Origin of the sequence: Cribrihabitans pelagius (assembly GCF_048820915.1) — a bacterium.
Taxonomy (GTDB): Bacteria; Pseudomonadota; Alphaproteobacteria; order Rhodobacterales; family Rhodobacteraceae; genus Cribrihabitans_A; species Cribrihabitans_A pelagius.
On record NZ_JBMERR010000001.1, the window covers coordinates 142,366 to 164,002 of the forward strand.

22 protein-coding genes and 1 tRNA gene are annotated in these 21,637 nt (G+C 66.9%); 8 read left to right on the top strand and 15 right to left on the bottom strand.

Annotated features, from left to right (window positions below; genetic code table 11):
* Positions 1 to 246: 246 nt before the first annotated feature.
* From ACOHX0_RS00630 to ACOHX0_RS00640, 3 genes are all read left to right on the top strand, one after another.
* Entirely contained in the window at positions 247 to 741 is a 495-nt protein-coding gene (locus ACOHX0_RS00630) for a hypothetical protein (RefSeq protein ID WP_420674682.1), read from the top strand.
* Positions 742 to 753: 12 nt separating this feature from the next.
* Positions 754 to 879: an entericidin gene (locus tag ACOHX0_RS00635; protein ID WP_420674683.1), complete on the top strand. Its 126-nt coding sequence runs from the start codon at positions 754 to 756 to the stop codon at positions 877 to 879.
* Between the two features lie 228 nt (positions 880 to 1,107).
* The gene (locus ACOHX0_RS00640) at positions 1,108 to 1,299 is read left to right on the top strand and encodes a PLD nuclease N-terminal domain-containing protein (RefSeq protein WP_420674684.1); all 192 of its coding nucleotides are present in this window, start codon (positions 1,108 to 1,110) and stop codon (positions 1,297 to 1,299) included.
* Between the two features lie 388 nt (positions 1,300 to 1,687).
* Here ACOHX0_RS00640 and ACOHX0_RS00645 read toward each other — a convergent pair whose 3' ends face one another.
* Entirely contained in the window at positions 1,688 to 2,200 is a 513-nt protein-coding gene (locus ACOHX0_RS00645) for a pyridoxamine 5'-phosphate oxidase family protein (protein ID WP_420674685.1), read from the bottom strand.
* A gap of 207 nt (positions 2,201 to 2,407) precedes the next feature.
* Between ACOHX0_RS00645 and ACOHX0_RS00650 the strand changes: the two genes are divergently transcribed.
* Together ACOHX0_RS00650 and ACOHX0_RS00655 are read left to right on the top strand one after the other, a co-directional pair.
* A complete protein-coding gene (locus ACOHX0_RS00650) occupies positions 2,408 to 2,653 on the top strand; it encodes a hypothetical protein (RefSeq protein WP_420674686.1) in 246 nt (81 codons plus the stop codon).
* A 152-nt stretch (positions 2,654 to 2,805) separates the two neighbouring features.
* The gene (locus ACOHX0_RS00655) at positions 2,806 to 3,891 is read left to right on the top strand and encodes an AI-2E family transporter (RefSeq protein WP_420674687.1); all 1,086 of its coding nucleotides are present in this window, start codon (positions 2,806 to 2,808) and stop codon (positions 3,889 to 3,891) included.
* Positions 3,892 to 3,908: 17 nt separating this feature from the next.
* On the opposite strand, the gene ACOHX0_RS00660 is transcribed toward ACOHX0_RS00655, so the two are convergent.
* From ACOHX0_RS00660 to ACOHX0_RS00675, 4 genes are read right to left on the bottom strand one after another with little or no spacing between them, the layout of a single operon-like run.
* A complete protein-coding gene (locus ACOHX0_RS00660) occupies positions 3,909 to 5,417 on the bottom strand; it encodes a phospholipase D-like domain-containing protein (protein WP_420674688.1) in 1,509 nt (502 codons plus the stop codon).
* A complete protein-coding gene (locus ACOHX0_RS00665; protein ID WP_420674689.1) occupies positions 5,395 to 7,110 on the bottom strand; it encodes a sensor histidine kinase in 1,716 nt (571 codons plus the stop codon). Before ACOHX0_RS00665 ends, ACOHX0_RS00660 begins: the two co-directional genes overlap by 23 nt.
* Before the next feature lie 53 nt (positions 7,111 to 7,163).
* Entirely contained in the window at positions 7,164 to 7,718 is a 555-nt protein-coding gene (locus ACOHX0_RS00670; RefSeq protein WP_420674690.1) for an RNA polymerase sigma factor, read from the bottom strand.
* Positions 7,711 to 7,929 (bottom strand): NepR family anti-sigma factor, encoded by a 219-nt coding sequence (locus ACOHX0_RS00675; protein ID WP_420674691.1) that lies wholly within the window; start codon positions 7,927 to 7,929, stop codon positions 7,711 to 7,713. The genes ACOHX0_RS00670 and ACOHX0_RS00675 overlap by 8 nt, the downstream gene beginning before the upstream one ends.
* Positions 7,930 to 8,022: 93 nt before the next feature.
* Between ACOHX0_RS00675 and ACOHX0_RS00680 the strand changes: the two genes are divergently transcribed.
* Positions 8,023 to 8,844 (top strand): response regulator, encoded by an 822-nt coding sequence (locus ACOHX0_RS00680; protein ID WP_420674692.1) that lies wholly within the window; start codon positions 8,023 to 8,025, stop codon positions 8,842 to 8,844.
* 409 nt (positions 8,845 to 9,253) lie between these two features.
* On the opposite strand, the gene ACOHX0_RS00685 is transcribed toward ACOHX0_RS00680, so the two are convergent.
* Positions 9,254 to 9,751, bottom strand: a complete 498-nt coding sequence (locus ACOHX0_RS00685) for a Dps family protein (RefSeq protein WP_420674693.1) — start codon at positions 9,749 to 9,751, stop codon at positions 9,254 to 9,256.
* Positions 9,752 to 9,925: 174 nt separating this feature from the next.
* Positions 9,926 to 10,099 (bottom strand): DUF1328 domain-containing protein, encoded by a 174-nt coding sequence (locus ACOHX0_RS00690; RefSeq protein WP_420674694.1) that lies wholly within the window; start codon positions 10,097 to 10,099, stop codon positions 9,926 to 9,928.
* Positions 10,100 to 10,316: 217 nt separating this feature from the next.
* On the opposite strand from ACOHX0_RS00690, the gene ACOHX0_RS00695 reads away from it, so the two are divergent.
* Together ACOHX0_RS00695 and gdhA are read left to right on the top strand one after the other, a co-directional pair.
* Positions 10,317 to 11,969 (top strand): acetolactate synthase large subunit, encoded by a 1,653-nt coding sequence (locus ACOHX0_RS00695; RefSeq protein WP_420674695.1) that lies wholly within the window; start codon positions 10,317 to 10,319, stop codon positions 11,967 to 11,969.
* Between the two features lie 13 nt (positions 11,970 to 11,982).
* Positions 11,983 to 13,329 carry an NADP-specific glutamate dehydrogenase gene (gene gdhA / locus ACOHX0_RS00700; protein WP_420674696.1) on the top strand — a complete coding sequence of 449 codons (1,347 nt, stop codon included), beginning with the start codon at positions 11,983 to 11,985 and terminating at the stop codon, positions 13,327 to 13,329.
* A 61-nt stretch (positions 13,330 to 13,390) separates the two neighbouring features.
* Here gdhA and ACOHX0_RS00705 read toward each other — a convergent pair whose 3' ends face one another.
* The 8 genes from ACOHX0_RS00705 to ACOHX0_RS00740 form a co-directional block, all read right to left on the bottom strand.
* Complete coding sequence (locus tag ACOHX0_RS00705; RefSeq protein WP_420674697.1) at positions 13,391 to 14,002, bottom strand: Isoquinoline 1-oxidoreductase subunit; 612 nt, start codon at positions 14,000 to 14,002, stop codon at positions 13,391 to 13,393.
* Positions 14,003 to 14,005: 3 nt separating this feature from the next.
* The gene (locus tag ACOHX0_RS00710; protein WP_420674698.1) at positions 14,006 to 16,180 is read right to left on the bottom strand and encodes a xanthine dehydrogenase family protein molybdopterin-binding subunit; all 2,175 of its coding nucleotides are present in this window, start codon (positions 16,178 to 16,180) and stop codon (positions 14,006 to 14,008) included.
* 4 nt (positions 16,181 to 16,184) lie between these two features.
* Positions 16,185 to 16,643, bottom strand: a complete 459-nt coding sequence (locus tag ACOHX0_RS00715; protein WP_420674699.1) for a (2Fe-2S)-binding protein — start codon at positions 16,641 to 16,643, stop codon at positions 16,185 to 16,187.
* A gap of 216 nt (positions 16,644 to 16,859) precedes the next feature.
* Positions 16,860 to 16,936, bottom strand: a tRNA-Pro gene (locus ACOHX0_RS00720).
* Positions 16,937 to 16,980: 44 nt separating this feature from the next.
* Positions 16,981 to 17,937 carry a DMT family transporter gene (locus tag ACOHX0_RS00725; protein ID WP_420674700.1) on the bottom strand — a complete coding sequence of 319 codons (957 nt, stop codon included), beginning with the start codon at positions 17,935 to 17,937 and terminating at the stop codon, positions 16,981 to 16,983.
* A gap of 219 nt (positions 17,938 to 18,156) precedes the next feature.
* Entirely contained in the window at positions 18,157 to 19,260 is a 1,104-nt protein-coding gene (leuB, locus tag ACOHX0_RS00730; protein ID WP_420674701.1) for a 3-isopropylmalate dehydrogenase, read from the bottom strand.
* Positions 19,261 to 19,361: 101 nt separating this feature from the next.
* A complete protein-coding gene (locus tag ACOHX0_RS00735) occupies positions 19,362 to 20,417 on the bottom strand; it encodes an endonuclease/exonuclease/phosphatase family protein (RefSeq protein ID WP_420674702.1) in 1,056 nt (351 codons plus the stop codon).
* Positions 20,414 to 21,247 carry a hypothetical protein gene (locus ACOHX0_RS00740; protein WP_420674703.1) on the bottom strand — a complete coding sequence of 278 codons (834 nt, stop codon included), beginning with the start codon at positions 21,245 to 21,247 and terminating at the stop codon, positions 20,414 to 20,416. Before ACOHX0_RS00740 ends, ACOHX0_RS00735 begins: the two co-directional genes overlap by 4 nt.
* Positions 21,248 to 21,637: the final 390 nt, after the last annotated feature.

A 21,637-nucleotide genomic window follows, 5' to 3' on the forward strand; every position in this document is an offset into this window, starting at 1 on the left:
CTGACGCCGGGTTCCTGCCTCGTACCGGCTGAATAAACTGCCAAACGTTCTGCCACGGCGGCACCAAGACCGGGTTTCCTGCGGGAAACCCGGTCTTTTCACGTCTGGCGGCAGGGCTGTGGAAAATGGCTCGAGATCCTTATTTTTATGGTAATTTTCAGGCACCTAGGGGAACCAGCCGGGTCTTTGAAACGTTACTTTTTCAGATCCCCCGCGAGGGACAGAAAAGTGGAAAAGGAGAAACCCATGCCCTATCTGATCCGTACGACCATTCTTGCCGCCGCCGTCGCCACCGCCGCTGCAGCAGCTCCGAAAGTCGCCGAAATCGACGTCGACGCCGACCTCACCTCGATCAGCGGCTACCAGTCCGCCAGCGTCTGGGGCAGCCTGGAGGCCGACCTCGAAACCGCTCTGGCCAAGGAGCTTGCGGGCCAGATCGCCGCCGAGGGCGCCGAAGAGGAGGCCGCTGCCGAGATCAAGATCGAAATCGACTCTGTCGCCCTTGCGGACAACTTTGAGCGGGCGCTGGGCGTGGGTGAATGGCAGCTGAAGGGCGATGTCGATATCGACATGCCGGATGCTTCCGAGGACCTGCGCTATGACCTGACCGTGACCGCCGACCAGGTCAATGCCTACTTCCCGGCCGGCACCGATGTCAGCGTCGTCACGGTGGACAGCGACATCTTCTACCACGCGATGATCAGGGCTTTTGCCGAGAACGTCGCTTCGAAACTGAAGTAAGGAGACCGCGTTATGCGTATCATTGTTGCACTGCTGATGCTCGGAGGCCTGGCCGCCTGTGAGACAACCGAAGGCTTCGGGCGCGATGTGTCCAACCTCGGCAATGAAATCACGGAAGAGTCCCAGGAAGCACAATAGGTTCGCACCCCGTCTCCGGGACCATTGGGAAGGCTTGGCAGGCCGGGCAGCTGCCAAGCCTTCCCTTGTTGTTTGAAAGAAGGCTGGCGCAGCGGGCAAGGCTGAGACCCGAAACACCCGCGCCGCACCGGGAACCAATCGCCGCGCAGGTGCGTTTCTCTTCAAGCCGCGCGGTTCGCAAGCCGCCCCGGCGCCCGCAAGACGCGCAGCACAGAAAGGGTTTTGTTCATGTCCGAATATGCAGGTATTGGCGGTTTCATCGTTCTGGTGCTGTCGATCTGGGCGATCGTGTCCATTATCGGCTCACGGGCAGGCACCGGCGCCAAGGTGCTTTGGGTGCTGTTCGTGCTGTTCCTGCCGATCCTCGGCTTTATCTGCTGGCTGCTGTTTGGCCCGAAATCTGCCCGCGGCCGGGCCTGAGACGCGGGCCCTCGCCCGTTACCTTTCGCGGACGGCATCCTTCAGGGTGCCGTTTTTGGTTGGGACTGTCCGTAAACCGTGCTGGCGCGCTTCCGCGCGCAGCGGATTGTGCTCCGGCGCGGGACAAGTCCGGCAGGCCGCCGCGTATCGCCGCGGCTCGCCTCCTGCTGTGGGGGTATTTGGCAACGGCTGGGCGCGCCCTCAATGGAAGCACGGGCTTGGCCGGGAGACATACCTGTCACGCCCCTTCGGATCGCCCCCGCGCGTCCCGCGCGGCCACCCGCTTCTGGCAGTATGCCTTTGTGTCTGCCGACCGCCCATACACCGTATGAAAAAGCCGCGCCGGGGCTGACCGGCGCGGCTTTGCCCGTGGAACGGGGCGGGGCGGTCAGTCCTGGTTCATTTGCAGCACGTGATGCACACCTATGTCAGGCTTGCTCCCGCCCTCCTGCAGCCCGGCGCGCAAGAGCTTCAGGCCGACCAGAACGGCGCTGCTCTCATTGGCCCAGACCGCGGCCTCGGCGGGAGTGAACTTCAGCAGCGTGACCTTGGGGTCTTCGCGCCCCTGCTCGAACCAGGCGGCGGCGGCCACGCTCCAGTATTCGTCCAGCTTGGCGTCGTTCTGGCTCGCCACCAGCGCGCCTTCAATGCTGGCGTAATAATCCTGGTTCGAGGATACGAAGCACAGTTCGCCCCGCCCGCCGGTGCCGACGGCCCGGGCCAGGTCGGTGTCCGAGGAGGTGATGAACCAGATCGCGCCGCTGTCTTCATCGGCAAAATGCGTCATCGGCTGCGGGTGCTGGCCGCTGCCGGTCACCGCCAGCATCGACGTGCGCCCGCGCGAAAGCTGTGTCCACAGCTGCTGCTTGGCGTCTTCCTGGGTTTCGGTTTGGCGGGCCATGTCTCACCTCATTGATGTGTAGAAATTCCGGGTTGGGCGCCCGCGCAGACGCGGGCGGCGGCAGGGGTGCTGCGCATGCAGCCCTTCCCACAGCCTCAACGCGCGAAAGGGGCGGCGGTTCCTGCTCCGCAGGCCCTGCGCGGCAGGAACCAAAGCGCCTCAACCCGCGTTTCATACACATCCACCCTTTCAACGGGAGACAGAGAAATGAAACCCACCGTGCCCGCCCAATTCCCCACCCGCCAGCGGCTGCCTGGCGCCACCGCCCGCCCTGGCCAGCCGCAAGCGCGCGCCGTGGCTGTGGCACTGCCCCGGGCAGCGCACCCGCTGGAGGCCGCAGGCCAGGTGCCGGAACGCTTTGCCGACGCCGCCCGCGCGTCCCTGGAGGCGGTGCGGATCTTCTGGCAGCGCAACGCTCCGGCGGGCCGGACGGGTGCGAAAACCCGGAAGTGACGGGGCTGCACCAGGCAGGCTTCGGGCGGGCTGCGGGCCCGTCTCCCGCCCGCTCCTCATGGCCATACCGCGGCCGGGCTAACAGCGGCCGAAGATTCAGCGGGCAGGCGCTACAGTGCGCGGCCCGCTCATCCATGCCTGGAGGGGTGTAAATGCAGGACGTGACCAAACCAAGCGCCGACGCCGCCGCGGCGGAAGGCCCGGACGACGCCAAGCTGATGTCCGTGGTGCTGAGCAGCGGGGCGATGCGGGCGATGACCCTCGTCCTCACCCTGATCGCCGTCACCGCTGCGCTTCATTTTGCCAAGCCGGTGCTGGCGCCGGTGGTCTTTGCCGTGGTGATGGGTATCGTGATTTCGCCCCTGGCGGACCGGCTCGACCGGCTGGGCGTCGCGCGGGTGGCGACGGCGGCGGGGCTTCTGGTGCTGTCGGTGCTGCTGCTGGCGCTTCTGGTGCTGTCGCTCGACCCGCTGATCTCGGCCCTGGTGGCGCAGCTGCCGGTGATCAAGGCCGAAATCCGCGGCTGGGTGGAGATGCTCTCCGGCGTTTTGCGCGGCATCGAGGCGATCAGCAGCGAGCTGGAAGAGACCGTGGGTCAGACCGGCGCCAAAGCGGCGCGCGGGGAAGAGACCGCGCTGCCAACGCTGGTGGACGCGCTGTGGCTGGCGCCAAACTTCGGCGCGCAGCTGCTGATCTTTGTGGGCACGCTGTTCTTTTTCGTGCTGACCCGCAACGAGCTCTATGCCGCCGCGGGCCCCTACGCCAGCCGCTTGTTCCTGGCCGAGCGCGCGGTGGCAAGCTATTTCACCGCGATCTCGACGGTGAATGCCGGGCTGGGGCTGACGGCGGCAGCGGGGCTTGCAGCGCTGGGTGTCCCGGGCGCCTGGGCCTGGGGGCTGGCGGCGGCGCTCTTGAACTTCATTCCTTACCTAGGGCCGTTCCTGATCATGGGCGGGCTGGCCGTCGCAGGCCTCACCCAGTTCAACGGCTTCCAGGCGGTGCTGCCGCTGGGGCTCTTTGTGCTCTTGAACCTGACGGAGTCTCAGTTTGTCACCCCCGCCTTCGTTGGCCGCCAGCTGCACCTGAACCCTCTCTGGGTGTTCTTGGCGATCATCTTCGGGCTGTGGATCTGGGGGCCTGTGGGGGCGATCGTGGCGCTGCCGGTGCTCTTGTGGAGCGGCCGGATGCTGACCCCGCCGCCGCCGCACGGGCCGCCACGGCCCCCAGCGGACGGCTGACCGCGGGCAGATCCGGCTCAGACGATATCTTCCGGCGCGCCCGGCAGGGGCTGGCGCAGGTCCGCCATCTGCTCGGGGTCATGCGGCACCAGGAGGCCGCGGCGCGCTTCGGGGAGGCGCACGCCGTTGCGGCGCACTTCCTTCTGCCACCAGGCGGAGGCGCTGGCGGGATGATGCGCCTCCGGCGGCAAATCCTCGCGCCACCAGTGCCATGCCAGCCGCTGCCACAGCAGCGCGACACGCTCCGGCTGGGTCAGCCGCAGCGCCGATTCCGTGTCCCAGCGCATCGAGCGGCCGTTCAGATTGGCCGAGCCGACCACCCCGAAGCTGCCGTCGATGATCAGCACCTTGCTGTGCAAATAGATGACCGGCGAGCCTGCCAGCACCGCGGGTGTCTCCCGCGCTGCCATCCGCGGCTGCACGGGGCTTGCGATACAGGCGCGCGCCCCGAAGGCACGGGTTACCTTGTTCAGCGCGTCTGCCTGCAAAGCCATGCCGTAGCGCGCGTCCAGCTCGCGGTTGTCTTCGAAGGCGACATCCTCGGGCAGGGCGGGCAGGACCAGGATCAGCGACAGATCGGGATTGCGCCGCGCCGCACGCGCCAGCCCGCGGGCAATCTTGCTGGAGCGCAGGAACTGGGTTTCCAGGTAGATCAGCTTCTCGGCGCGCTCGAAAGCGGCCAGGTGGTCCGTTTCGATCTCCTTCAGCAGGGTGCGCGGCGACAGCGCCCAGGGTGTTATCCGCGGCGCCGACAGGGTGCGGCGCACGGCGCCGCCGGTCTCTGCCCGCCGCTTCCCCGCGATCTCGTCCAGGAACTGGTCCAGGTGACGTGCAGCTTCCTCGGCTTCCGGACCGCGCACCAGAAGCTGCACATCGGCCCAGGTCTCATGTGCGGGCAGGTCGTGCTCCGGCGTGTCATAGCGGCGCCGGTTCAGGTCCAGCCCGCCCATATACAGCACCTCGCGGTCGATCACCGCGACCTTCTGATGGTGCGAGACCGGGTGCAGGTTGGGCGGCCCGTAGGTGACCCCGCGCGGCCTCAGCCGATGCGGCAGGCGGCGCAGCTTGCCCAGCACGAAGGGCGAGAATACCAGCCGCGTCAGCATCCCGGCCCGTGCCGGATGCAGCGAGGCAGAGACCGACAGCCGCGCCGCTTCATCGGCGCTCAGCTCCGCTGTCAGCGCCGCTGCCTGGGCCAGTGTCTTCTGCGCCGCGGCATGCAGGGGGGCGGCCATCACCGCGTCGAAGTCGCTGACCACCAGCCGCACCCGCACACCGCGGCGCAGGGCGTCGGCAACCAGGTCGGCCCAGGTGCTGCCGACTGCGCGCGCCTCGGGGCTGAGCAGTTCCGTGGTGAAGTTGAACAGGCGGAAGCTGGCGGAAATCTCCCGGCGGGCCGCCAGCACCGCGCGTTCAAAAGCGGGCCAAGCCTCCCCGGCGGTGATCAGGACCTCGAAGTCGGCCCCCACGGTCTCCGCAGCCCCTGATGCCGCCCGGGCTTGGTCATGCTGCGGGTTCTGATGCATGGTCTCCCTGCCTCGGCCGCAAGGCCGTGATCGACGCTCCGGTGCCCGGCGGCGCCGGGAAGCGCAGCCGGTAGCAATAGCAGTCTTCGGTATCGAGGATGCTGGCCTCGCCGTCCAGCTGCGTGGTGAAGGCTTTCATCAGCCGGGTGCCGACCCCGCTGCCCATGTCCTCGTCCACGGTTTCGAAGACGCGTTCGCCCTTGGTGTTGCAGATCTCCAGCTCCAGCGTGTCCGCATCGGCGAGATGCAGGCTGACGGTGATCCTGGCCGGGCCCTCATCGGGTTTGCCTGCGTATTTCACCGCGTTGGTCATCGCCTCGGAGAACAGCATCGACAGGGTCACCGCCTGGTCCTGCGACAAGGGCGCCTCGATCACGTCGCGGCCGATTTCCACGCCGGGGCCATGGCTGGGATTGATCGAGCCGATCTCGTCCACCAGCCCGTTGATGAGCTCGCGGCTGTCGACGGTGGTGATGTCCGGGTTGGTGTTGAGGCTGCGGTGAATTGTGGCCAGCCCGCGCACCCGGCGCTGCAGCTGCGCCAGCATGTTGCGCGCCTCCATCGAGTGGGCGCTGCGGCTTTGCATATTCATGATCGAGGCGATCATTTGCAGGTTGTTCTTCACCCGGTGGTGCACCTCGCGCAGCAGCACCGTCTTTTCCACCAAATCCTGCTCGCGGCGGCGTTCGGCCTCGCTCAGGATCGTGACCATGCGGTTGAAGGACTGCTGGGCCTCTTCGAATTCGCGCGGCGGGTGGCTGAGCTCCAGCCGTGCGTCTGCGCGTTCCCCCAGCGCATAGCGCCGCATCGCGGTGCGCAGCGCGCTCAGGTGGCGCACCACCAGGCGCTGCAGGCCAAAGACCGCAACCGTGATTCCCGCCAGCCACATCAGCACCGGGAAGGCCGTAGTCATCAAGGAGGCGGGGTTGCCGGTCATCGACATTGCCTTTTCCATCGGCCAGCTGCCAATCACTGCAACCTGGCCGGGGATGATGGCGCTGACCGCAAAGAACCGCGGGTTGCCGGAATGGGAGTCACCATAGAAGGTTTCGCCCGTGCGCTGCAGCAGTTCGCGGCGGGGCACGGTGGAGGGCAACGTCAGGCTGGCGTCCTCCGCCGGCAGGCTGGAAAACAGGATGTCGCCCTGGCTGTCGACGGTGGAGAACTGAATGCCGCTGACAACGCCGGGTTGGCCGGGCGCGCTGGCCATCCGGTGCGGCACAGCGATCGAAACATAGCCCGCGATGGTGCCGGACTGGCGCACCGGGCTGGTGGCCAGAAGCTGCGGGGTGGGGCTGCCGGAGATATTGGCATCCACCGCAAAGCTCGGCCCGTTCACGGTCTGGGCCTTCAGGAACGACCATTCCTGCGACACGTCCCCTTTCACCCCGTTAGAGGTGCAGTTCATCTGCCCGTCCGGCCCGATGAAGGCGGCAAAGGTGAAAGGGTTTTCCTTCTGGGTGAAGGCCTGCAGGAATTCGGAGCAGGCGCCCTGATCGCCGGTGAACGGCAGGATCAGCGCCGCCAGCCCCTCGGTCACGCCGCCGGCGCGGTGCAGCAGTTCGCGCTCCCGCGCGGCGGCGCGCTGGGTGCGGTCCAGAAGCGAGGCATGCGACAGCCGGCTGGCCTCGGCGACCACCGCATTGGTCTGATACAGAGCGATCAGGCCAAGCGGCAGCAACGCGAGGGTCATCAGCCCTGCAAGGCGGACCAGCAGGCTGCCCGAAAAGGAACGGCGGAGTTGAATCATGCGGCGCTTGTATTACTGACAATACCGGCGGTCACGCTGTCGGTGAGTTCGATCTGGCCGGTTTCGTCCAGGTGCATCAGTTCGGTGAGCCGGGCGCGGGCGCGGTTGACCCGGCTCTTGATGGTGCCGGTCTTGACACCGCACATCTCGGCGGCTTCCTCGTAAGAAAAGCCGCCCGCACCGACCAGCGTGAGCGCCTCGCGCTGCTCATCGTTGAGCTGGCGGAAGGCCACGTGGAAGTCGCGCATGTTCAGGCGGCCGTCATGGTCGGGTTTCTGCGACAGCGTAGCCGCGAGCGAGCCGTCGGCATCCTCGACCTCGCGTTTGCGCTTGCGGCGCAGCGAGTAATAGGTGTTGCGCAGAATGGTGAACAGCCAGGCGCGGATGTTGGAGCCGGGCTCGAACTTGTCGATATTGGTCCAGGCCTTGACCAGCGTGTCCTGCACGAGGTCATCGGCCGTGGCACTGTTGCGGGTCAGGCTGATGGCAAAGGCGCGCAGGGCGCCAAGGTGGTTGGCAAGATCGTCACGCGGATCAAGGGACTCAACCATTCGGTTTGCCCTCCTTTTCGGGCTGCTGCGTGGCCGCATTGGCGGCAGCGGCGGCGGGGCCCTTTTCCTTTAGCTGCTTCAGAAGCTCGGTGAACTTGTCGGGCACCGGCTCGCTGGCGAGCTGATCGAAGGCCTTTTTCAGGTTCTCATCGATCTCCCGGTCCAGCGCCTTGTCGCGCGCATGGGCGCGTTGTTGAGAGGATTGTTTCATGTGATGCATCGTTTTATTTGTGAGGTTTCTGGAACCAAACGCCGAAAGGCGCGTATAGTTCCATGTGTATGCCAAAAAAAGGGACAACGACAAATGACCGTTCAGACGGGAGACGTGATTGCCAGCCAGATCGCGGCAAACCTGCCATACCTGCGCCGGTACGCTCGGGCGCTGACCGGCAGCCAGAGCAGCGGCGACCAATATGCGATCGCCTCGCTGGAGGCGATCCTTTCGGGGGAGGGAGAATATGACAGCGGGCTGGCCCCGAAGGCGGCGCTGTTCCGGGTGTTCCATGCGATCTGGACTTCCGCGGGGGCGCATGTCAGCGACGACGCGGACGAGGCGGGTCTGGCGGCAAAGGCACAGGCGCATCTGCGGCGGTTGACGCCGAACACCCGCGAAGCGCTGCTTTTGCACACGATCGAGGAATTCAGCGCGGCGGAAACCGGCGTCATCATGGACGTGAACGAGGACGAGGCGTCCGAACTGATCTCCATCGCCTACGAGGAAATGTCGCGCGCCACTGTGGGCAAGGTGATGATCATCGAGGACGAGGCGGTCATCGCGATGGACCTGGAGGCGATCGTCGCCGACATGGGCCATCAGATCACCGGCATCGCCCGCACCGAAACCCAGGCCCGCAAGCTGGCCGCCCAGGAGCCCGCCAACCTGATCCTCTCGGACATCCAGTTGGCCGACAACTCCAGCGGCATCGACGCGGTGAACGGCATCCTTGCCGAACATGGCGACCGCCCGGTGATCTTCATCACCGCGTACCCCGAGCGGCTGCTGACCGGCGAAGGGCCGGAGCCGGCCTTCCTGATCTCCAAACCTTATACCGAAGAGCAGGTGCGCTCGGCGGTGAGCCAGGCAATGTTCTTCTCCTCGACCGAGACGCTGAAAGCCACGGGCTGACACCCGCGCGGGGCTGCACGGCAGCCGCCGCAGCGCCTGAAAACTGCAAACGCCGGCCCCGCTCACGGGCCGGCGTTTTGCTTTGCGCCGTTTCCGCCGCGGGACAGGCCCGGCAGGCCGCCACGCATCACGGGCGCGCCACGCGGCGGCGGCTTGGCCGAGGCGGGGCAGCGCTCGAAACAAAGTTTGAACTTGGTCTGGGTAGACTGCCAGCCGCTTCTGTCCGGCCCGCCCCTGCGGACGCCGCCGGCCCGAGGCTTGCCGCTTACGGGCTTTGGAGTGCTGGACGGGTTGAAGGCATCTCCCCGCAAAAATAGACCCGGGCCGTGGACCAATACACGGACCGGGTCCGCCGCCGGCCTGCGAGACGGGAGGAGGAGCGCAGGCCGGCAGATGGGGAGCAGCTGGATCAGGACTTCTTCAGGGCCCGCAGCATCCATGCCGCCTGTTCGTGGAAAGCGGAGCGCGCCACCGCGAGATCCTCGGTCACGATGTCCTTGTGCTTGGCGGCCAGCGCGGCCAGCGCGTGCAGCCGGCGCGCAACCCGCTCGTGGCTTTTTACCAGGTCCTGCGCCATTTGCTCTGCGTTCAGCTCACCCTCGGCGTCCTCGATCTTGGAACGGTTCAGAATCTCGTCCATCCGCGACGGCGCCAGATGGCCAAGGGCGCGGATGCGCTCGGCCAGGGTGTCGGCGGCGGTGAACATGTTCTCGTACTGCTCTTCGGTCAGCTTGTGCATGGAGTAGAACACCGGGCCTTCCACGTTCCAGTGGTAGGCGTGGGTCTTGAATACCAGCCGGTAGGTATCGGCGAGCACATCGGCCAGACCGCCCGCAACCGCGGCGGTATCGCGGACTCCGGTATCGACGTCGCTGTCGCTCGGGACGGTGGAAAGTGCGTCGGACATGACGGGCTCCTTTTTTTAATTTCTCAGATTTCGATTGAAGAGTTGCAGGAATAACGCGGTGTGCGGCGGTCTGGTTCCTCGCCTTTTCTGGCGGTGTTTCCGGCCGGTGCGCCGCACCGCTGCTGGACAGGGCGGGAGGGGGCGGCAGCGGCACGCGGCCGCCGCCCGTCTCCGTTATCGCCGCGGGCCGCCACGCATCAGGCGGAGCAGAAGTGCAATGACAAACAGGGCCAGGAACACGAAGAAGAGGATCTGCGCTATCCCGGCCGAGGCTGCCGCAACGCCACTGAACCCGAAGATCCCCGCGACGATGGCAATGGCAAGAAAAACCAGTGCCCAATAGAGCATGCCATCTCCTTTCGTCTGTGGTTGCATGTTGTACCCAACCAACCGGGCAGCCAGGCAAAAGTTCCCGTTTTTCCGCGCTTTCGCCGTTGCGCGCCTCCGAGGTCAGCGCTTCCGCGTTCCGCGCTCACGCAGGTTTACGCTTTCGTGATGCGGCGGAACCGGCGGATATCTGCCCACGTTCCCTCTCCGTGATCACGGGAAGGAAGAGGGGCCGAAGATGACAAACGCGGCAGAGCTGATGGTGCAGTGTCTGGAAGCCGAAGGCGTGAAGCGCATCTTCGGGGTGCCGGGCGAAGAAAACGCCGCCGTGATGATGGCCCTCGAAGATTCCTCCATCGAATTCGTCCTGACCCGTCACGAGCAGGGCGCGGCCTTCATGGCGGCGCTGCACGGGCGGCTGACCGGCACCGTGGGTGTCTGCCTCGGCACGCTGGGCCCCGGCGCTTCCAACCTGCTGACAGGCGTGGCGGACGGCGATCTGGATCACGCCCCGATGCTGGTCATCACCGGCCAGGGCGCGACCTCCCGTCTGCACAAGGAAAGCCACCAGATCATCGACGTGGTGGCGATGTTCCGCCCGGTCACCAAGTGGTCGCAGGCGATCCTGTCCCCCGGCGCGGTGCCGGAGATCGTCCGCAAGGCGGTGAAACTGGCCGAGGCCGAGGTGCCCGGCGCGGTGCTGCTGGAACTGCCCGAGGATGTGGCCGCGGCGGAGACCTCTGCCACGCCGCTGCCACGCACGTCCGTGCGGCTGCCCGCGCCTGACCCGGCAGCGCTGGACGAGGCATGGGAGATCCTCGCAGACGCCCGTTCTCCGCTGATCATCGCGGGCAACGGCACTATCCGCACCGGCGCCAGCCCGGCGCTGCGCTCCTTTTGCGCAGAAACGGGAATTGGCGCGCTGATGACCTTCATGGCAAAGGGCGCGCTCGCGCCCGACGACCCGCGCTGCCTCTTCACCATCGGCATGGGCCAGCGCGACCACCCGGTGCCGGTGGCGGAACGCGCCGATGTGATCGTGACCGTCGGCTACGACATGGTGGAATATCCGCCGCAAAGCTGGAACGGCCCGGGCACTGCGAAGATCATCCATATCGGCACGATCCCGGCCGAGGCCGACCGCCACTATACCCCCTCGGTGGAGGTGGTGGGCGATCCGGCCAAGGCGCTGGCCGGGCTGGAAGACCGCGCCCGCGGCGCCTCTTTTGACTATGACCTGTCAGGCCAGCGCAAGCTGCGGGAGACTATGCAGGAAGAATTCGCCGCTTACGCGGACCAAGCTGGCGAGGGCCCGGTGAAGCCGCAGAAATTGATCCATGATGCGCGCGCCTGTCTCGGCCCCGGCGACATCCTGATCAGCGGCGTCGGCGCCCACAAGATGTGGGTGGCCCGCCACTACCAGGCGCAGGAACCGGGCAGCTGCATCATTTCCAACGGCTTTTGCTCCATGGGCATGCCGCTGCCCGGCGCCATCGGCGCGGCGCTGAGCTGCCCGGACCGCAAAGTGCTGGGCCTCGCCGGTGACGGCGACTTCCTGATGAATGTGCAGGAGATGGAAACCGCGGCCCGGCTCAACGCCGATATCACCCTGATGATCTGGGAGGACAAGGGCTACGGGCTCATTGCCTGGAAACAGGAGCAGGAATTCGGCCGTCACACCGACCTGTCTTTCACCAATCCCGATTGGGTGCAGCTGGGCCGCAGCTTCGGCTGGAAGGCCGATCTCTGCACCTGCGCCGAAGACGTGCAGGACACTCTGCGCGCCGCGCTTGCCCATGACGGCCCGGCGCTGGTCGCGGTGCCGGTGGACTACAGCGAGAACATGAAACTGACCGAACGGCTGGGGCAGCTGACCTCGTCCTGCAAGTGAAGGAATACCCGCAATGAGCAGCAACAAGACCGACTTCGACAGCTTCCTGTCGGAGCTGAAGGACCGCACCCCGGGGCAGGAGGCCTTCCACCAGGCGGTGGGCGAGGTGGTGCCGGACATCCTGCCGATCATCAACGACACGCCCGAATACCGCGATGCCGCCCTGCTGCGCCGCCTGGTGGAGCCGGACCGGGTGATCAGCTTCCGGGTCGAATGGGTGGATGACAACAATTGCGTTCAGGTGAACTGCGGCCACCGGGTGCAGTTCAACTCTGCCATCGGCCCCTACAAGGGCGGGCTGCGCTTCCATCCCACCGTCGATCTGTCGATCCTCAAGTTCCTTGGCTTCGAGCAGACTTTCAAGAACGCCCTCACCGGCCTGCCGATGGGCGGCGGCAAGGGCGGGGCGGATTTCGACCCTTCGGGGCGCTCGCCAGGGGAGATCATGCGTTTTTGTCAGGCCTTCATGGTTGCGCTGCATCACTACATCGGCCCCAATACCGATGTGCCCGCGGGCGACATCAACGTCGGTGCGCGCGAGATCGGCTGGCTGTTCGGCGCCTACCGCCGCATCACCAATGAATTCCAGGGCGCGCTCACCGGCAAGGGCGAAAGCTATGGCGGCTCGGAAATGCGAACCGAGGCGACGGGTTATGGCGTGGTGCAGTTCCTCGGCCACATGCTGGAGCGCCACGGCGAGCAACTGGAGGGCAAGCGCGTGGCAATCTCCGGCGCGGGCAATGTCGCCACCCACGCGGCCGAGCTGGCCCTGCGCCGCGGTGCCAGGGTGCTCACACTCTCGGACAGCCGCGGCTTCATCCACGACAAGGACGGTCTGGATGACGAGAAGCTGGCCTGGGTGCGCGATTTCAAGGCGGAGAAAGGCGGCAGCTTGGAGGCCTATGCCAAGGAGTTCGGCGCCGACTGGCAGGAGGGCAGCACCCCCTGGGGCGTGGAGTGCGACATTGCACTGCCCTGCGCCACCCAGAACGAGCTGGGCGCCGAGGATGCGGAAAAACTGTTGAAAAACGGCTGCGTGGCGCTGGCCGAAGGCGCCAACATGCCGTTGACACCCGATGCCAAGAAGAAAATCGCGGACAGCGGCATGCTCTTTGCGCCGGCCAAGGCCGCCAATGCCGGCGGGGTTGCTGTCTCCGGGCTGGAGATCAGCCAGAACCAGAGCCGCCGGTCGATGAGCTGCGAGGAGCTGGCCGAGGCGCTGGAAGACATCATGGAAGACATCCACGAGCGCTGCGCCGGGGCGGGCGAGGGCAAGGACGGCATCGACTACGCCAAGGGCGCCAATATCGCGGGTTTCCGCAAGGTGGCGGATGCGATGCTGGCGCAAGGCACCTTCTGAGACGCGATAGCCCCGCGCCGGGCGTTGCGGCGCGGGACCCGCTCCTTGACTGCCGCCGGGCTCAGGCCTCTGGGCAGGCGGTTCCGGTGTCGATCCAGGCCTGGGTCAGCTGGCCAAAGACCTCCTGGCTGCCGGGCACCGGCTCGCGGCCCTCGCCGGGGTGCCAGCCCCAGCCGACCAGCCCGTCTTCGGCATTGTGCTCGTGCAGCTCGGCCATGGTGCGGCCGCCGTTGCGCTCGGGGTCTTTGAGCTGGGCGCAGATCTCCGCGCCGCTCTTGCCGATCCATCCGGTCTCCAGCGGTGCCAGCTGCCAGGGCTCATGCCCGGGGATCGACCCGCCGCCCGCGGCATAAGCGATGTTCTCGTTGCCGTGGCAGGTGGTGCAGCGCATCCCCGGCGCGCCGAAATCGGCATCGCCCCGCACCACCGGCGGCTGGTGTTCACTCATCTCCATCCCCTGCCGCGGCGCATCGCCCACCGGATGGCAGTTGAGGCACCGCGGGTGCTGGATCACCACCAGCATCTCCTCGAAGATCGCGGCGGAGCGTGCGGCTTCATCCTCGATATGGGCAAATTCATCCGGCGAACGCAGCCCGTTCACCGTCTCTGCGTGCAAGGCCGCCGAAAAGGGGGCGGTGCACAGCAGCGCCGCCAGCAAAGGTGTCTTCCGCATGGCTCAGGCCTCCGCCGCTCTATTGAAGGGAAGTTGGGTTACGGTCTTGCCGGTCAGCGCCCGCCAGGCATTGGCAACGGCAGGCCCGATCGGCGGCAGCCCCGGCTCGCCCACCCCGGTCGGGGCCTCGTCTGAAGCGATGATCTCCACCAGCACCTCCGGCATCTCGTTGATGCGCAGCATGCGGTAGGTGTCGAAGTTGGCCTGCTGGATCGCGCCGCCTTCGCCCAGGGTGATCTCGTCGAACAACACGGTCCCGAGTCCATAGCCGATGCCGCCCTCCATCTGTGCGCGGATCACGTTGGGATTGACCGCAACGCCGCAATCCACCGCGCACCAGACCCGGTGGACCTTCGGCATGCCGTCATCGTCCGACACCTCGGCGATCTGCGCCACATACGTTTCGAAGCTTTCATGCAGCGCGACGCCGTAGGCCTTGCCGTCCTTCACCAGCGTGCCGTCCCAGCCGGCCATCTCCGCCACCTTCTCCAGCACGCCGCGGTCGCGGGCAGCGTCGGGTTTCAGCAGATCGAGCCGCCCCTGCACCGGGTCCTTTCCTTGCGCCTCCAGCACCATGTCGAGGAACACCTCGGTGGCGTAACCGGTGTGCGAATGCCCGACCGAGCGCCACCACAGCACCGTCACCGGGCTTTCGCGCGGCACCCAGCCGACCCGCGCATTGGCAAAGTCATAGGGCATGCGGGAGGCGCCCTCAAAAGAGGTGGGGTCCATATCGTCCTGTATCATCTGCGCCATCGGGCCGCCCGCCATGATCGACTGGTTCACCACGATATCTTCCCAGCCGGTGAGGCTGCCGTCGCTGCCGATCCCAGCGCGCAGCTTGTGCACGGTCAGGGGCCGGTAGTAGCCGCCCTGGATGTCGTCCTCGCGGGTCCAGATCAGCTTGAAGGCGCCGGGTCCGCCCGCCGCCTTGGCGACCTCCGCCAGTTCGGCGGCAAAATGCGCGGTGTCCTGCGCGCGGCGGCCAAAGCTGCCGCCCGCAAACATCACGTTCAGCGTCACATCGGCGGGGTCCAGCTCCAGCACCTGCGCCAGCGCGGGCACGTCCAGCGAGGGGAACTGCGATCCGATCCAGGCCTCGGCCTTGCCCTCGCCGACCTCGATCACCCCGTCGAGCGGCTCCAGCGGCGCATGCGCGAGGAAGGGGAAGCGGAACTCGGCCTCGATCACCTGCGCCGCATCGGCGATGCCGTCTCCGCCGTCGCCGATGCGCTCGGCCTCCATGCCGCCGTCTGCCGCCGCGCTGGAGAACTCCGCATACATCTGTTCGGAAGAGCGCGTCTCGGCACCATTTTCATCCCACTCCACTATCAGCTTCGCGCGGCCCTTCAGCGCGGCGTGGAAGGTATCGGCATAGACCGCAACCCCTTGCGGGATCTGCCGCACCGCGAAAACCCCCGGCACATCCAGCGCGGCGGCATCGTCGAAAGAGGCCACCGTGGCGCCGAATTTCGGCGGATGCACCACCGTTACCATCTGCATGTTGTCGCGGTAGACATCCATAGTGAAGATCGCGGTGCCGTTCGACTTCTCCGCCGTGTCGAGCTTGGGCCTGTCGGTGCCGATCAGGGTGAAATCCGCGGCAGCCTTCAGCGGCGGGTCTTCCGGCGGCGTCATCCCCGCCGCCTTCTCCGCCAGCGCGCCAAAGCCCGAGGACTGGCCCGAACTGTGGGAAATCTGCCCCTTGGAGATGGTGATCTCCTCTGCCGGCACACCCCATTCCTCCGCCGCGGCGGCGACCAGCATGGCGCGCGCCGCAGCGCCCGCCTTGCGCATCTGCATGTAGGAATTCGCCATCGCGGTCGAGCCGCCGGTGCCTTGCAGGCCAAAGGCGAGGTTCTTGTACAGCTCGTTGTTCGCAGGCGCGTTTTCGCCGCGCATCTGTGCCCAGTCGGCGTCCATCTCCTCGGCGACGAGCGTCGCCAGCCCGGTGAACGGGCCCTGGCCGAACTCGATATGCTTGATGATCACCGTCACGGTATCGTCGGGCGCCACCCGGACAAAGGCGTTGGGGGCAAAGACGGCCTCGGCGGTGGCGCCGGATTGCAGTGCTGCGGCAGCGCCGGACTGGGCGCGGGCCCGTATGGGCAGGGTCAGGCCGATCACCAGCCCGGCTGCGGAGGCCAGGAAGCGGCGGCGGGAAATCTGGCTGGTCATGGTCCTATCCCTCCATCAGCCCGGCGGCGTCATGGATCGCCTTGCGGATGCGCACATAGGTGGCGCAGCGGCAGATGTTGCCGGACATGGCGTTGTCGATGTCCTCGTCGGTGGGGTTGGGGATTTCCTGCAAGAGCGCGGTGGCGCTCATCACCTGGCCGGACTGGCACCAGCCGCACTGCGGCACATCGAGCCCGGCCCAGGCCGCCTGCACCGCCTCGTATTCGGGGCCGTCCATGCCCTCGATCGTGGTGACGAAACTGCCGTCCACCATCGAAATGGGCGTCACGCAGGAGCGCCGTGTCATCCCGTTCAGCATCACCGTGCAGGCGCCGCATTGGGCGATGCCGCAGCCGAACTTGGTGCCCGTGAGCCGCAGCTCGTCGCGCAGTACCCACAGAAGCGGCGTGTCATCGGGGACGTCGGCCGTCACCTCCTTGCCGTTGAGCTCGAACGTGACCATGGCGTTTCTCCCCGGTTTGCGGCCTCGCGGCCCTGGATTGCGCAGGGACCTAGAGCGAAAGCAGCGGCGGTCAAACGGGGGAGGGGCAGTGCGGCCGGCGAAGGATGGGCAGGGCCGGAAAAAGGAGCGAAGGGCAGGGCGGTCCAGACCCGCCGCGGGGCCTTCGAGCGCAGGCGGCGGGCAAAACAAAAGGCGCCCGAAGGCGCCTTGTTTTATTGGTCGGAGCGAGAGGATTCGAACCTCCGGCCCCTGCCTCCCGAAGACAGTGCTCTACCAGGCTGAGCTACGCTCCGACCGTGGCGCGTGGAGTATACCGCTGTTTGCGGTTTGGCAAGACCTATTCGGCAGGATTTTCACCGGAATTCCGTTTCAGGAAAAACGAGACGTTCATGCCGCTGCTGGGGACGGTGCGGCTGCGGGTTTGCAGGACGGGGGTGTGGTCGGAGCGGCCGCCGCGGGCCTCGCGCAGGACGATAAAGACGCCGCTGGCGATAATCATCCCGGCGCCGATCAGCGTCGGCAGGTCGACGGCCTCGTCGAACAGCAAAACGCCGAAAACCGTGGCCCAGATGATCTGCGAATATTGCATCGGCGCGACAATCGCCGCTTCGCCGATGGAATAGGCGTTGACCACAAGCAGGGTCGCGGCAAAGCCGAAAAGCGCGATGATGGCGAGGCCTCCGAACGCCTGCGCCTCCATCGGGACGTAGACGAAGGGCAGCGCCAGCCCCATGGCGACGACGGTGGTGAGCATCGGGAAAAGCATCAGCACCACGCGCCGCTCGACGCTGCTGAGCTTGCGCAGAATCACCGATTGCGACGCGCTGCCGAAAGCGGCGAGCAGGGCGGCCGCGTGGCCGGGGCCAAGCTCGGTCTCGCCCGGCCGCAGCACCACGAGCACCCCCGCAAAGCCCGCCAGCACCGCGGCCATCCGCGGCAGGCCGACCTTCTCCCCCAGCACCGGAATCGACAGCAGTGTGATCAGAAGCGGGGTGGCAAACAGCAGCGCATAGGTCTGCGCCAGGGGCAGGACGGAAAACGCATAAAAGGCGCTGGCGGGCACCACCGACATTGACAGCGACCGGAGCGCCATCCACCCGGGATGGACCGGGCGCAGGGTGCCGGGGGTGGCATCGCGCACCATCAGGAGCGTCAGCAGCGGAAACGACAGCAGGCTGGAAAAGAAGACAATCTGAAAGGCCGACATCTCCGCGCTCACGAATTTCACCACCACGTCATGGGTGGAGAAGATCGCATAGGCTAACAGGGCAATCAGGGCTGCTTTGGTATTCATGCCTTCTCCGGCGATTTGAGGGATATCGGACGCAACCGCCCGCCTATAGCGCTAACGCCGCACAGGCGGCGCGTGCAAGAGCGGATTGGCGCGAAGGCGGCGCTTTTGCGCCGGAGCGCGGTACAAAAGCTCGTGTGCTGAGGGCACCGCACAAAAAAGGGGCCGGAAGGTCACCCTTCCGGCCCCGTCATCTCGTCAGCAGCGGCTCAGTGGCCGGTCTTACAGGCTGGTGTCCAGCGCGGCGACGATGGCATCACCCATCTGGCTGGTCGAGACAGGCTCCTTGCCCTCCTCGCCCAGAAGATCGGCAGTGCGCACGCCATCGGCCAGCACCTTTTCGACCGCGGCTTCCAGGCGGGCAGCCTCTGCACCCTGATCGAAGCTGTAGCGCAGCGCCATGGCAAAGCTCAGGATACAGGCGATCGGGTTGGCCTTGCCTTCCCCCGCAATGTCGGGCGCGGAGCCATGCACCGGCTCATACAGGGCCTTGGGTCGGCCGTTTTCCATCGGCGCGCCAAGCGAGGCGGAGGGCAGCATCCCGAGCGAGCCCGTGAGCATTGCGGCGCAGTCGGACAGAATGTCGCCGAACAGGTTGTCGGTCAGGATCACGTCGAACTGCTTGGGCGCGCGCACCAGCTGCATGGCACCGTTGTCGGCATACATGTGCGACAGCTCGACCTCCGGGTATTCCTGGCCGACGCGGGTCACCACCTCGCGCCAGAGGATGCCGGATTCCATCACGTTGGCCTTCTCCATCGAGCAGAGCTTCTTGTTCCGGCGCATCGCCAGTTCAAAGGCCGACCGCGCAGCGCGCTCGATCTCGCTCTCGGTGTAGCGCTGGGTGTTGATGCCGACCCGCTCGTTGCCTTCCTCGAAGATGCCGCGCGGCTCGCCGAAGTAGACGCCGGAGGTCAGCTCGCGCACGATCATGATGTCGAGCCCGGCGACGATGTCCTTCTTCAGGGAGGAGAAATCCGCCAGCGCATCGAAACACTGCGCGGGCCGCAGGTTGGAGTAGAGGTCCATCTCCTTGCGCAGGCGCAGAAGCCCGCGCTCTGGTTTCACCGAGAAGTCGAGATCGTCGTATTTCGGCCCGCCCACGGCGCCGAGCAGCACCGCGTCGACGTCCTGCGCCTTGGCCATGGTCTCATCCGCGAGCGGTAGCCCATGCTTGTCATAGGCGGCGCCGCCGACCAGGTCCTCGCTCACATCGAACTGAAGGCCGCGCTTGTCGCCGAACCAGGAGATGATCTTGCGCACTTCGGCCATCACCTCGGGGCCAATCCCGTCGCCGGGCAGAATCAGAATCGATGGGTTGGGCATGCGCATCCTCCTTGAAATCGCTGGCAAAGGGCCTAGCGGCAGAGGCGGGCAGGGTCAACAACGGCCTGCGGGTGCTGGTGCCGCAGGTGCAGGGCGGCAGTTCACGGAAGGTCGAGGTCCACCCAGACAAGCCGGTGACGGCTCGCCATTGCTGCCGCATCCTGCGGGGTTTGCGGCCAGATCACCCCGGCCCCGGTGACGCTCAGCCCGGCGGAGGGCAGCAGGTAATCGACCCGCATCTCCCCGGCGGTCTTCCACTCCACGGTGGCCGTGCCAGCCTCCCGGCTCCCGGGACGCGGGTCCTGCAGGCGCGGGTCGGCCAGCAGCGCGCGGATCGCTTCGCGGCGGCCCGCGCCGCGCTCCGGGTCCAGGTTGGCGCCACCCGCGATCACGAAAGGCGGCTCGGGCGCGGGGCCAAGCGCTCCGTCCAGCAGGTGCTGCCAGAGGCGGATCTCATCGGCGTTGCGGCGGCCGTTGCGGTCTTCCGGCCCGTCGAACAGCGGCGTTCCGGCCTGGAAGGCCATCACGTTCAGCCGCCCTCCCTCCGGCAGCTCAATCGGCACCAGCCAGTGCGCGGCCGAAGACAGCCGCTGAACCGCCTGCGCTTCGCTGGAGGGGAAGGGGCGCCCGTCCTCGTGCCGGGGCAGGTCCGCACCGGGCAAGTCGCGCCACAACAGGGCGGAAAACTCGCGCGCCTCCGCCTCCCGCAGCGGCAGGCGCGAGAGCACCGCCAGGCCGCCATCGCCGCGGAAGCGCCCGTAGCCCTGGGCATCGCCCGCATCCCCGATCCGGCCGTCGCCATCCATGTCCAGCGGCGGTTCCACCGGCAGCCCGGCGTTGGGCTGGCGCAGGAAGCGATGGGGGTAGACGGCGCCCGCCTCACCCAGCCGTTGCTGCAGCGCCGCCAGCGTGCGGCCCTCTGCATCCCAGTCGACGCCCTGCAGCACCAGCACATCCGGGCGGGCAGCGGCAATGACAGTGACCACCGCCGCCACCTGCGGATCTTCGCCGCGCAGAATGTCGCGCAGCAGAAGGCCCGGCCCGCGGCGGGAAAGTTCGGTGTTGAAGGTGGCAATGCGCAAGCTGTCCGCCCATCCGGGCGCGCCGCTCTGCGCTGCGGCGGCGATCAGCAGGAGCCGGGCCGCCAGCCGCCTCATGCGGTCTGCAGCGCCTCGGCCGCACGGTGCGCGGCGCGGCGCTGGCGGGCGATCAGGGCGGCAATCCGCAGCATCGCCATGCCGCGCATGATCATCGAGGCGGGCACCAGCGCCCAGGCGGTCACGCTCCAGACCAGCACATGCGGCGCCGCCAGCAGGGCAGGGTCGGCCAGCCCTGCTGAAAGCGTCACCGCCGCAGGCACCGCAAAGGGCAGAAGGGTCCCGAAGATCACGTTGATGCGCCCGTCCCGCTGCAGCCGCCGCACCACGTCGGCGCCGGTGGTCGGGTCGAACAAGGGCAGGTTCACCCAGACGTTGAAGGCGCCTTGGCCCAACGGCCACTGGCCGATGCGGATCGCCAGGGCAAAGAGCACAACCGCGGCTATGGCGACAACCGAAGCGAGGCCGGCGGCATTGCGCACCGCCAGCACCGTCTCCGCGGCCGCATGCGGCCGCATCATCAGGGTGGCAAGCTGCACCGGAGAATAAGCGAAATCCATCGCCGCACCCAGCCGGCCGGCCGTCTGCTGCACCAGCGCGGTGAGCCCGGTCGGCGCCAGCGGATGCGCCGACAGCAGGCTCAACAGCCCCAGCGTCACCGCGCAGGCGGCAAAGCGCATCCGGTTGAACGGCGGCGCCTCGCGGAATTCGACAACACTGGGGAGCTGCGGAAAATACTCGGCAAAGGTCAGCGCCCCGGCCAGCAGCGCAATAAAAACCACGATCTCGGGCGAGGCGGTGGCACCAGGCGGCAGCAGCAGCGCCGGGGCGGCCACCATCAGGGCCACCAGCAAGCCGCGGAAGGCCGCGCCTGTAATGCGTGCAATCACGTCTCTTGTCCCCTCGAACCGCGCTGGGCCGGCCGGGCGGGCCTGTGCCTGCCCCGGTGCCGGATGTGCCGCCCGCATCGCACGGGAGGCGCTGCCTCATTTTTGCCCCAATCTTGCCGGTTGGCGGCACCTTGCTCAAGCCGCCGCGGGGGGCGGGACCGGTGGAAGGCCGCAATAGTGGTGCGCGATTGCATCAGCGCTCCGGAGGTGCCCCTAAATCTAGGGGTCTTGCTTTGCTGCACCCCAAGGCGCACTGCGGGGTGTGCAATTGCGGCGGGAATGTGGCGGCGTGCTCCTCTCTTGTCCCGCGCCCGCAAGCAAAAGAGCCGCCCCGGCGGGGGCGGCTCTTTCCGGTTGGTGCCTTGGCCGGGCTCAGACCCAGACCCAGTC